Genomic DNA, 12,136 nt, shown 5'->3' on the forward strand with positions numbered 1-12,136 from the left:
CGCAGCAACAATCCGGAGGCACCCGAGAACCCCGCGCCATACACCTCCACGGGCCACCCGCACCAGTGAGTACCGGCGTCGCCGAACGGACAGCCCCATTCTCATCCCCCGGTGCAGGGATCGCCAGATCCCAAGTGCGATACACCTCTTGCACTGTCGGGCCAGCTGTGGGCGCCTCGGGTTGGGGTTCTTGGGGGGTATGACGGCGTCGTTGCACAAGCTGACGGCCGGGTCTGGCTATGACTACCTGACTCGGCAGGTCGCCGCCATGGATTCCACTGAGAAGGGCCACGCATCGCTGACGTCGTACTACACGGAGAAGGGTGAGGTGCCGGGACGGTGGGTCGGGGCCGGCCTTCTGGCGCTCGAGGTGGAGCCGGGGTCGGCGGTGTCGGTGGAGCAGATGCAGTCCCTGTTCGGGGCAGGGTTCCATCCGGACATGGCCGCTCGTCTGGCTGCCTTGCCGGTCGGCGCGACGCGGGAGCAGGTCCGTGCCGCGGCCCGCCTGGGGGCGCCGTTTCGGGTGCATGCCGCAGTCAGCGCGTTCCAGCAGGAGGTCGCGATGCGGTGCGCGGTGTGGGCGGCCGAGCACGGTCTCGCGGTGGATGAGGAAGTGCCGTTGGATGTCCGCGCGCGGGTCCGCAACGAGGTCGCGACCGAGGGTTTCGCGGCGCGGATGGGGAGGGCGCCGAGCAGCCTGGAGTTGTCCTCGGAGGTCGCTCGCCTGACGCGGAACGCCACGACGGCGTGTGCCGGGTTCGATGTGACGTTCACGCCGGTGAAGTCGGTCTCTGCGCTGTGGGCGGTCGCGCCGCAGCAGGTGGCCGCGCAGATTGAGGAGGCTCATAACGCCGCCGTCGCCGACGCCCTGGCCTACCTGGAGGAGCGGGTCCTGTTCTCGCGCAGGGGTGCGGGTGGGGTGCGGCAGGTCGAGGTGACCGGACTGATCGCCGCCGCGTTCACGCATCGCGATTCGCGGGCTGGGGATCCGAATCTGCACACCCATGTGGCAATCGCCAACAAGGTCCAGACACTCGACGGCGCCTGGTTGGCAATCGACGGCCGGCCCTTGTTCGCGGGGCTGGTAAGCATCTCGGAGGTCTACAACACCCAGCTGGAGGCCCACCTCGCCGCCCGCCTCGGTGTGCGATTCGCGGCGGAGCCGGTGGCCGATCCGTCGAAGCGACCGGTGCGGGAGATCGTCGGAGTCCCAGCCCGGTTGCGGGAAGCGTGGTCCAGCCGCAGGGCGGCGATTGAGGCCCGCCAGTCCGAGCTGGCCGTCGCCTTCCAACACGATCATCGACGGCCGCCGACACCGGCCGAAGCGATCGCCCTGGCGCAACAGGCCACCCTGGAGACCCGGGAAGCGAAGCACGAACCCCGCACACTGACAGAGCAGCGCAGCGCCTGGGCCGCGCAAGCCGCAGCGGTCCTCGGCGCCAACGGAGTGGACCGGATGCTCGCCGACGTACCCGCCGCGGGCCGCGTGACCAGGCCGGCGCCGACGGCAGACTGGATCGACGAGGTGGCCGACGAGATGGTGACCCGGATGGGCCTGTCCCGGGCCACGTGGACGGTGTGGCACCTGCAGGCCGAAGCCTCCCGCAGAGCCAGGGAACGGGCCACCGGCCCTGAGCAGGCAACCCACCTCACCGCCCAACTCCTGGCCGCGGCAACCGACCGATGCATCGCGCTGGAGGCGTGGGTCGACCCGATCAGCGACCCCCAGGTCCTGCGCCGCTCCGACGGCGAATCTGTCTACACCACGGTCGGGAGCCGACGGTTCACCTCCACCGCCGTGATCGAAGCCGAACGGCAGATCACCGACGCAGCGACCCTCCTCAACGGCCGACAAGCCAGCGAAGCCGACGTGTCCCTCGCCCTCCTCGAGGCGACCGCCAACCGCATCAACCTGACCGCCGGCCAGGCTGAACTCGTGCGTCGAATGGCCACCAGCGGACGACGGGTCCAGCTCGCCCTGGCCGCCGCCGGCTCCGGAAAAACCACCGCACTGGCAACTCTCAGGCAGGCGTGGCGGAACAGTTGTGGGACGGTGGTCGGCCTAGCCCCCTCCGCCGTCGCCGCTCGACTCCTGGCTGATCACGTCGGCCACGCCACCACCCTGGCGAAGCTCGCCTGGGACCTCCGCCACCATCCCCGCGCAGCCGAGAGTCTGATCGGCCCTGACACCCTCCTGATCGTTGACGAGGCGGGCATGGCCGACACACCAACGCTGGCCGCGGTGATCGGTTTCGCGATGCAGCGGGGTGCGTCGGTGCGGTTGATCGGGGATGATCAGCAGCTCGCCGCGGTCGGTGCCGGCGGGGTGCTGCGCGACCTCACCCACGCCCACCCAACCGTCCACTTGACCGAGGTGCTGCGGTTCGAAGACCCAGCGGAGGCGGCCGCCTCGTTGGCGCTGCGCGATGGCCGGCCCGAGTCGCTGGGCTTCTACCTCGACCAACAACGGATCCACGCCGGCTCGGACGAAACCATCCTCCGCGACGCCCTCAACGCCTGGCTCAAAGACAAGACAGCCAGCCTGGACTCGGTGATGCTGGCCAGCACCCGCGACCAGGTCGCCCAACTCAACCAGTGGGCCCGCGACCACCGCCTGGCCGCCACCCACGGCGATGCTGAAGGTGCCGTTGCGGTGCTGTCGGACGGGAACCTGGCCTCGGTCGGGGATGTGATCGTCACCCGACTCAACGACCGCCGCCTCGCGATCAGCGCCACCGACTGGGTGAAGAACGGCGACCGCTGGACCGTCACCGAAGTCGACCCGACGGGCGCGATCCACGCCCACCACCTGAACAGCGGGCTCCGGATCACCCTGCCGGCGGCCTACGTGACCGAGAACGTGGAGTTGGGCTATGCGGTGACCGTCCACAGCGCCCAAGGCATCACCGTCGACACCACCCACACTGTCCTGACCGGTACGGAGAGCAGACAGCAACTCTACGTCGCGATGAGCCGCGGCCGCCGCTCGAACCACGCCTACATCCAGGTCGTCGACGGCGGCGGCGAAAACTCCCCCATCCACCCCACCACCCTGCGACCCGTCACCGCCGCAGACGTCCTCGAGCAGGTCCTGGCCCGCGACGGATCCGCCCGTTCCGTCACCACCGAAACCCGCCAAACCGTCGACCCCTACACCCGCCTCGGCCTCGCCGTGGCCCGCTACAGCGACGCGCTGAGCGTCGCCGTCGAACACCTCCACGCCGACGCGGCACACGAGCTGGACCAGCACGCCGACGAGGTCGTGGATCAGCTCACCTCCAGCCCCGCCTGGCCCACCCTCCGCGCACACCTTCTACTGCTCTCCGCCACCGGCGACCATGGACCTTCACCACTTCAACTGCTGCGTGACGCGGTCGACGCGCGGGAACTGTCGACCGCCCACGACCCGGCGGCGGTGCTCACCTGGCGGCTCCCCCACCCCGATCATGAGGGGCCACTCCCCTGGCTCACCGGCATCCCCCGAAGCCTCGCCGACCACGATCAGTGGGGCCCCTACCTCACCGCCCGCCACGACCAGGTCCGCGCCTTCGCCGCCGAAGTCCGAGCCGCCGCCACCGCCATCAGCCAGCCGGTATGGGCTCTACCGGGCCAGACCCTCACAACGTCGACCGTGACTGATGTCGAGGTGTGGCGGGCAGCCTGGCAAGTCGAACCCAGCGACCGCCGCCCCACCGGACCCGCCCAACTCGGCGCCGCCGCGCACCACTGGCAACAGAACCTCACGAACCGGCTCCGACCCGCCCTCCCGGTCGGGGTCTGGACCGATCTCCTCCGCGACATCCGTGCCGATCTCCCCCGTGACCCGTACGCCCCCGTGCTCGCTCACCGCCTCGCCGCCCTCCACAACAGCGACGTCCCCATCACCGAACACCTCGCCGCAGCCGTCGCCGAAGGGCTCCTGCCGGCAGAACAGCCAGCCGCCGCGCTGTGGTGGCGACTCGCCCGCCACCTCACCCCCACCGACAGCCCCACCCTGCCCACCTGGGAAGAATCGCTGGTTGACCAGCTCGGCTACCAGGCCGCGGCCGACCTCGAAGCCAGCCCATGGTGGCCCCACCTCGCCGCCGCGCTCACCGACGCCACCCAGCGCGGCCACCGTCCCGAGGACCTCATAATCCCCGTGCCAGACGTCTCCGGATTCGACGACGCATGCCAGGCGATGCTGTGGCGCACCCACCGCCTCATGACCCCGCCCCCGGACGACCAGGTGGAGCCGCCGCACCCCGATCAGTTGCCCCCCGACGGGATCGAGGACATCGACTGGACTACTCGGACCGCAGACCTCGTCGCAGCTGCCCGGCTGCGGGAGCGCATCGATCCGGACTTCACCGAGATCGAATTGCGCCGGGCCTTCGCAGCCGCCGACCGCTGGACCGAGATCCCCCACACCCCGCAACGCCTCGCCCAAGTCACGGCAGCAGCGGCAGGATTCTTCGAATCACAGCTACCCGACTCGTGGAGCCATCACTACTTCACTCAACGCTTCAGGCAGGATCTCGCCGGCAACCCCCGGTTCCGGATCGGCCACGCCCCAGCAGGCTGGACCTCCATGATCAGCACCCTGCGGAAGCAGGGATTCAGCACCGACGAGCTGATCGCCGCGGGAGTGGCAACCACCACCCGGCAGGGCAACGTGATCGACCGCTTCCGCGACCGGGCCATGCTCCCCATCGTTCACCAGGGCGTGGTGGTCGGCTTCGTCGGCCGACGGCACCCCGACGCCGACGACAGCCAAGGCCCCAAATACCTCAACAGCCCTGCCAGCCCACTGTTCGCCAAACGCGACATCCTTTACGGCCACCACCTCCTCACCCCCGAGGCTGTGCCGGTGATCGTCGAAGGCCCGATCGACGCGATCGCCGTCACCCTCGCAGGCCAAGGCACCTACATCGGCGTCGCGCCGCTGGGAACCGCGCTGACCCTGGAGCAGACCCTGCTGGTGCGGGGCGGACCCACACCGCTGATCGCCACCGACCCGGACAACGCAGGCCACGTCGCAGCCGAGAACGCGTTCTGGCTCCTCGCCCAGCACCGCTTCGACCCACGCCGGCTGATCCTGCCAGCCGGCAGCGACCCGGCTCAACTGCTTGAACAGCACGGCCCCGACGCCCTCCACGACGCCCTGGCCACGGTCACCACCCTTCAGGGAGAACTGATGATCCGTGACCGGGTCACGTTCCTCTCCCCGGCCGAGGCTGGCCTCCAGGTCGCCGAGATCCTCGCCGCCCGCCCACCAGCGACATGGGAGCAGCACCTCACCGACGTGCCGGAGAAGCAGGCTCGGCACCTGGTGGCGCGGACCCATGCCTGGACAGCCACCCCGACTGCCGCCGCCGACCACGCGCGACAGCAGACACGGCAGATGCGTGGCCGCCTCGACCAGACCCCAGCCCAGCGCTGGCAGCGCTGGGCAGACCTCACCGGCATGGCCGGGGCGCGGGAGTGGCCGAAGCTCGCCGCCCGGCTCGACGAACTCCACCACGCCGGGGCTGACACCACAATGCTGGCGAGACGGCTTGCGAAGGCGCCGGCCGCAGTCGCCGCTGCGACCCTGGCGCACCACCGCCCGGGGCGGGCAGTGGAGGTCGACTGGCGTCCCTGGGCCGAGATCGTCAATGCCGGGTTGCTGGCGGATCAGAGGTGGCGGAGTGTCCAGACCGACCTGAGCCGGCTGCAATTCCTCGGCACCGACCTCGCGGCCCTGGCCGCCGCGATGGCTGGTCGCCACCCGGAGACAGTGCTGGTGACGTTGCGGAACGCGCTACGCGTCCACGTCGGCAAGTTCGGCCTCAACAGTGGCGCAGATCAACAATCTTCACCGGCCACTCGAGCCCAGCTCGGAATCGGCGGGCCCGACGAAACGCCGGGGCGCACGCCTCCCCAGCGATGAGCCCCCGACTGTTTGTAATGCCAGTGTTGGTGGATCTCTCGCTTAGCACTTGGCGAAAGACGAGGCCCATGGCCCCGGGGGATCGAAAGATCGAGTCCGTCACGGAGAGATCGCCCATCAGCAGCAGTCTGCTTCGCAGCTCTCCACCCCCACCCGGCCGTTATGTAACGATTCGATAACGGCGTTTGCGTCAAAGCGTTTGACGTTCTTACGGTGATGCAAACGTTTAACTTCAATCGTTTGACGAGAGGTATGTCGATGGTGACACTCAAGGACATCGCGGCCCATGTCGGGGTCTCGATCTCGGCGGTGTCACTCGTCCTCAACGACCGGGGCGAGGGGCGAGTTCGTCCCGACGTGGCCGTCCGGATCCGGACTGTGGCGGATGAGCTCGGGTACGCCCCTAATCTCTTGGCCCGCGGACTCAAAACCAACCAGTCACACATCATCGGGCTGCTGTCGGACCAGGTGGCCTCCGTCCCGTTCGCGGGCCAGATGCTGGGGGGCGCGCAAGTCAGCGCGGCGGAGGAGGATTTCCTTCTCATCGTCGTCGATACCGCCGGCAACCGGGATCTTGACGGGACCGCAGTCAAGACCCTCTTGCAGCGCAATATCGAGGCGCTCATCGTCGCCACCGACTTCCATCGGGAGGTGGATCTTCCGATGACGCCCCGAGCCATGCCTGTGGTAGTCCTCGATGGGCTGCCCAGGGATCGCTCGGCCGTCGCGGACTGGGTGATCCCGGATGAGACGGGCGGGGCGTACGCCGCCACCACCCATCTCATCCTGGCCGGGCATCGACGGATAGCGTTCTGCAACGTCGAGGACGAGCGGTTCGTGGCCCGCACGCTCCGCCGTGCCGGCTACGAGGCCGCTCTGTCCGCCGCCGGGCTCACGCCCGACCCCGCTCTGATAGTCGATGCCTCCGATCCCAGCACGGCGGCCGGTCGCGTCCAGGCCCGCCGCCTCCTCTCTACGCACGACCGGCCCACGGCAGTGTTCTGCTTCTCAGACCAGATCGCCTTCGGCTTCTACCAGGTAGCCCAGGAACTGGGCCTGCGGATTCCCGACGACCTCTCGATCATCGGCTTCGACGACCAGCCGTTCATAGCCGACAGCCTCCTCCCCGGACTCACCACCGTCCGGCTACCCCACCGCGACATGGGCACCTGGGCGGCACGCCAGGCGATCGCCCGCCTTCGCGGGGACGCGCCGTCGGGCCCGGTGAGCACCCAGATGCCATGTCCGCTAGTGGAGCGCGCATCCGTCGCTCCCCCCAACCCCGAAGGAGGTACCCCACGCACCTGATGCCTTCCCACTGAACAACTCCGCCGTCGCTGACGACGGCGACACCGGCTGAGCGCCACACCACTCAGCCCCTCTGTCGGCGCGCCCATCGCGGCGCCCCTCCGCCCATCCCAGAAGCGCCCCCGTGGCGTCGGTCGACCCTGCCCTCAGGGCGACCCCCTTACCCAAGGAGAAATCCCATGAGCACACGCTCCCCCCTCCGCCGGCTCGGCGCCCTCGCAGCGGCCGCGGCCCTCAGCACCGTCGCCCTCAGCGCCTGCGGCCAGGACCAGCCCGCCGACCCCGACGCGCCCCGCACATTCACCATCCTCCAGTACGAGGACCCTAATAGCCCCCAGGCCCAGGGGTGGAAGAAGGCGGTGGAATTGTTCGAGGCCGAGCACCCCAACGTCACCGTCGACTTCCAACAGACGAGCTTCGACGCCATGCGGCAGAACGCGAAGATCACCCTGTCCGGCAACGATGTCCCGGACGTCATCGAGTTCAACAAGGGCAACGCCGATGGCGGCCAGCTCGCCGGTCAGGGCCTCCTCGAGCCGCTCACCGAGCAGGTCGAGGAGCGCGGCTGGGACGAGAAGGTGACCGGCTCCATGGCCGCCTTCGCCCAGTACGACGAGAACGGCATGGCAGGCTCGGGCGACTGGTACGGCATCCCCAACATCGGCGAGTTCGTCATGCTCTACTACAACAAGGAACTGTTCGCCGAGGCTGGCATCACCGAGGTCCCCACCACCCTGGAGGATTTCGAGGCCGCGATGGATCAGCTGATGGCCGCCGGCATCCTGCCGATCTCCAGTTCCGCCAATACCAGTCAGGGCTTCAACCAGATGTGGGTGTGGTACTCGCTGGTCTCCGCGGAGGCGTCGCGGGACCAGATCGACGACTTCATGTTCGTGCGCAACCCCGTCGACTTCAGCGCCGCGCCGTGGGGCACTGGTACGGCCCGCTTCCAGGAGTGGATCGACAAGGGCTACGTCGGCGACCAGCTGGGCGGGCTGTCCTTCGAGCAGGCCATCGTCAATTTCCTCAGCGGCGACGCCGCCATGGTGATGTGGAATGACCCGCAGTTCGCGCGGATCAGCAACGATGCGCAGTTCGACTGGGGCTACTTCACGCTCCCCGGTGCCAACCTGACGATGGGCTCGTCAGGGCATCTGTGGGGCGTCCCGGCCAAGGCCGAGAACAAGGATCTGGCCTACGACTGGATCGACATCACACTCAGCCAGGAGGTCCAGGACACCATCAGCGCTGCCGGCGGCCTCGCGCTGGCAGGCGACACCAGCAAGATCGAGGACGAGGCCTACCGAGGCCTGGCCGAGCGGTTCAACGAGCTGGTCGAGGCCGACACCCTCTCGTTCTACCCCGACTACCCCGTGCCCGGATTCCTGGACTTCATCCAGAACCACATGCAGGCCATGTCGAACGGCAACGAGACGGCCGACGAGTACATCGCCGCCCTGCAGGAGTTCTACGACGAGGGCACCCAGTCCTGAGTGACACCGGTCGGGGCGCCCACGCGGCGCCCCGACCCCACCCGACTTCCCACAGACAGGTCCGTCCCATGCCTCTGACCCGATCCGTCGCCCGGACATTGCGCCGGCGCGAGCGCTCCTACTGGTGGTACCTGGTGCCGATCGGCATCTCGTTCACCGCCATCGTCCTGCTCCCGTTCGCCATGAACATCGGCTTCAGCCTCTTCCAGTGGAAGGGCGGTCTGGCCCCGATGCGTTGGTACGGACTCGGCAACTACGTCGACCTGCTGCAGGACGAGCAGTTCTGGCAGTCCTTCCAGAACTCACTGTTCATGGTCATCGCCATCACGGTCATCCCCACCGCTATCGGCATCCTGCTGGCGGCGATGCTCTTCGACTACCTGGGCCGGACGTTCGGCTCGCGTGTCGCGTCCTTCCTCCGCGCCACCTACTATCTTCCCCAGATTCTCCCCATCGCGGTGGCCGGCTTCATCTGGAGCTGGATCCTTGACCCGGCCAACGGCTCGATCAACACGTTCCTCAAGTTGATCGGGGTGGCGAAGCCCCCGGACTGGCTGGGCGATCCCAACCTGGCGATCTACGGCCTCATGGCCATGCTCGTGTGGCTGCAGCTGGGCTACCCCGTCGTCATCTTCATGGCCGCCCTCTCCCGCGTCAGCCCCGAACTGTACGAGGCGGCCTCCCTCGACGGTGCCGGCTGGTGGCGCCAGTTTGCCGCCATCACGCTGCCGACGATTCGCCCCGAGATGTTCATCGTGGTCCTTACCGCGACGGTGGCCGCGCTCAAGGTGTTCGCGCCGGTGCTCATCCTCACCGGCGGGGGTCCCGAGGGCTCAACCGTTGTGCCCTCCTACTACGCCTACCGCAACTTCTTCGAGCTCTCCCAGGTGGGCTACGGAGCCACCATCGCGACCGTGATGTCGCTTCTCATCTTCGTCATTGCAGCCGTGATGCTCACCTGGCAGCGCCGCAGCGAGCACTCCTGAAAGGACCGATGATGACCACCTCCACCACCACCACTCCGGTTGGCGGCCGCCCCGCTGTCGATTCCGCGCCCCGGCGCCGCCGGCGCCACACCCCGATGCGCTGGGTGGTCCTGGGCGTCGCAGTCCTGGTCTCCGTGATTATGCTCGCGCCGTTCCTGCTCATGGTCCTCAACGCATTCAAGACCAGTGCTGATTACTCGTCCAACGGCCCCATCGCCTGGCCACAGTCGTTCACAGTCGACGCGTTCCTCCACTACCTGGGACTGGTCAACTTCCCCCGTGCACTGTGGAACTCGATCATCATCTCCACCGTGGTGGCCTTCGCCGGCGTCGCGCTGGCGCTGGTCAGCTCATACGGGATCGGCATCGGTCGGGTCAAGGGCAGCGGCCCCATCCTGGCGGTCCTCCTGCTCGCCACCATGCTCCCGCACGAGGCCCTGATCTACCCCCTGTTCTACGGGGCGCAAGCCACGGGCACGTTCAACACCATCTGGTCTGTGATCATCGTGTTCACCGTCCTGCAGGCCGCGTTCGGGACCTACCTGCTCGCCAGCGTCATGGGCACGATCCCCAAGGAACTGCTCGACGCGGCCTCCATGGACGGCGCGACGCGCTGGCAGATCCTCTGGCTCATCATCGTGCCGGTGCTGCGCCCCACACTGTCCGTGCTGTTGGTGTTCTTCTTCATCTGGACCTGGAACGAGTTCTACATCCCCGTGGTCCTCCTCGCCGACCAGTCCTCACAGACCGTGCCCATCGCACTGGCCACCCTGCGCGGCCAACACTCCATCGACATCACCGTGCTCAACGCGGGCTCGCTGCTGTCCCTGCTGCCGACGCTGGTGTTCTTCCTCATCTTCCAGCGCACCCTCAGCCACGGCGTCACCGCCGGGGCCGTCAAGTAACCCCTACTCACCCAGAAGGATCACCAGTGTTCCACTCCATCTCCATCCCGCAGCCCACGCCCGGCGTTCGCAGCCGCACCATCAACGCGGAGAACCCCACCGGTGCCATCGGCGCCGCCGCCCAGGCCGCGTCGAACCTCGGCCCGGGGCGCAAGGGCTCGGCCTACTACCCCCTCCCCACAGGGGAGACCCTCACGCTCGCCCACATCGAGGGTCCGGGCGTGATCCGCCACATCTGGATCACCGTCGCCGAGGCCACCGAGGCCGGGCCGTTCGTGCTTCGCGACCTCGTCCTGCGCGCCTACTGGGACGGCTCCGAACACCCCTCGGTCGAGGTGCCGCTGGGCGACTTCTTCTGCAACGGCTTCGCCACCAGCGCGCTCGTCACCTCCGTACCGATCGTCGTGGCCCCCACTCGCGGCATGAACAGCTACTTCCCGATGCCGTTCCGCCAGTCCGCGCGCCTCACCCTGGAGAGCCAGCACGGCGGCGACCTTCCCCACGTCTTCTATCAGGTGGACTACACCACCGGCGACGACGTCCCTGCCGACGCGGCCTACTTCCACGCACAATGGAGGCGCTCCAACGGCACCACGGCGCTCGGCGAGGACCACGTCATCCTCGACGGCGTGAAAGGGTCGGGCACCTACCTCGGCACCTACGTAGCGGTCGCCTCCCTCCAGCGCTACTGGTGGGGCGAGGGCGAGGTGAAGTTCTTCATCGACGACGACGACCAGTTCCCCACACTCTGCACCACCGGCCTGGAGGACTACGCCGGCGGCGCGTGGGCCTTCCAGGACGAGCTGCGGGCAGACCCGGAGCCCGAGGTGCTCACCTTCAGCGCCCCCTACTTCGGATACCCCTTCTACTCCGCCCAGGACCGAACCAAGGCCTCGCCCTTCGCCACCGCCATGCCCCAGATGCACGGCATGTACCGTTGGCACCTGCCGGACCCCATCTTCTTCACCGAGCGGCTGCGCGTCACAGTCCAGCAGATCGGGGCCTGGGACCACGGCCTGTTCGAGCGCAGCGACGACATCTCCACGACGGCCTACTGGTACCAGACCACACCGCACCAGCCGTTCCCCGGGCTGCCCTCAGCTCAGGACCGTCGACCCCGATGACGAGGCTGTTGGCGCACGCCGGGACTCTCAGATGAACCGTCTGCCTGTTTAGCTAGGCCTTGCCAAGCGTGACGTTGCCGCACACTCAGGCGCCCCGGTCACTAGCATCAACGCTGGCGGTGAGGACAAGGTCGGGGTCTTGCCCACCCATCCATCGGGCCAAGGTCACGGCTCCAGTCCGTGACCTTGGCTCTGAGCTGCTCGCCATCGACTCGAACCCGGTCGTCGTTGGCCGCATCATTTGTGACTTCGGACGCGGCGCGCAGCACGGCCGTGGGGGTCGGGTTGAGCGAAGATCATGCGAAACACGGCCGCGGCCATCTCCATCTGCCCCTTCGGGACCAGAGCGAGGAGGCTGCGGGCAGAGTGGACCCGGCAGTGTTGACTGGCCCAGGTGCCACGCAGCGAG

6 protein-coding genes and 1 pseudogene are annotated in these 12,136 nt (G+C 68.1%); 6 read left to right on the forward strand and 1 reads right to left on the reverse strand.

The window, feature by feature from the left end:
• Positions 1-199 precede the first annotated feature (199 nt).
• The 6 genes from mobF (at position 200) to H9L22_RS14135 (ending at position 11,727) form a co-directional block, all read left to right on the forward strand.
• Positions 200-5,911, forward strand: coding sequence for a MobF family relaxase (mobF, locus tag H9L22_RS14110; protein WP_187720472.1), 5,712 nt, complete (start codon positions 200-202; stop codon positions 5,909-5,911).
• A gap of 258 nt (positions 5,912-6,169) precedes the next feature.
• Entirely contained in the window at positions 6,170-7,219 is a 1,050-nt protein-coding gene (locus H9L22_RS14115; RefSeq protein ID WP_187720473.1) for a LacI family DNA-binding transcriptional regulator, read from the forward strand.
• A gap of 179 nt (positions 7,220-7,398) precedes the next feature.
• Positions 7,399-8,712, forward strand: coding sequence for an ABC transporter substrate-binding protein (locus tag H9L22_RS14120; RefSeq protein WP_068752800.1), 1,314 nt, complete (start codon positions 7,399-7,401; stop codon positions 8,710-8,712).
• 68 nt (positions 8,713-8,780) lie between these two features.
• Positions 8,781-9,698: a carbohydrate ABC transporter permease gene (locus H9L22_RS14125; protein WP_187720474.1), complete on the forward strand. Its 918-nt coding sequence runs from the start codon at positions 8,781-8,783 to the stop codon at positions 9,696-9,698.
• Positions 9,699-9,709: 11 nt separating this feature from the next.
• On the forward strand, positions 9,710-10,603 hold the full coding sequence (locus tag H9L22_RS14130; RefSeq protein ID WP_226965881.1) for a carbohydrate ABC transporter permease: 894 nt from the start codon (positions 9,710-9,712) through the stop codon (positions 10,601-10,603).
• 26 nt (positions 10,604-10,629) lie between these two features.
• Entirely contained in the window at positions 10,630-11,727 is a 1,098-nt protein-coding gene (locus H9L22_RS14135) for a glycoside hydrolase family 172 protein (protein ID WP_187720476.1), read from the forward strand.
• A 276-nt stretch (positions 11,728-12,003) separates the two neighbouring features.
• Here the strand turns inward: H9L22_RS14135 and H9L22_RS20765 are convergent.
• Positions 12,004-12,117 (reverse strand): annotated as a pseudogene (locus H9L22_RS20765) (transposase); the annotation flags it as partial.
• Positions 12,118-12,136: the final 19 nt, after the last annotated feature.

The organism is Tessaracoccus defluvii, assembly GCF_014489575.1.
Taxonomy (GTDB): domain Bacteria; phylum Actinomycetota; class Actinomycetes; order Propionibacteriales; family Propionibacteriaceae; genus Arachnia; species Arachnia defluvii.

Coding starts and splice junctions, on each gene's coding strand:
- mobF (WP_187720472.1), top strand. CDS start 200: ATGACGGCGTCGTTGCACAAGCTGACGGCCGGGTCTGGCTATGACTAC.
- H9L22_RS14115 (WP_187720473.1), top strand. CDS start 6,170: ATGGTGACACTCAAGGACATCGCGGCCCATGTCGGGGTCTCGATCTCG.
- H9L22_RS14120 (WP_068752800.1), top strand. CDS start 7,399: ATGAGCACACGCTCCCCCCTCCGCCGGCTCGGCGCCCTCGCAGCGGCC.
- H9L22_RS14125 (WP_187720474.1), top strand. CDS start 8,781: ATGCCTCTGACCCGATCCGTCGCCCGGACATTGCGCCGGCGCGAGCGC.
- H9L22_RS14130 (WP_226965881.1), top strand. CDS start 9,710: ATGACCACCTCCACCACCACCACTCCGGTTGGCGGCCGCCCCGCTGTC.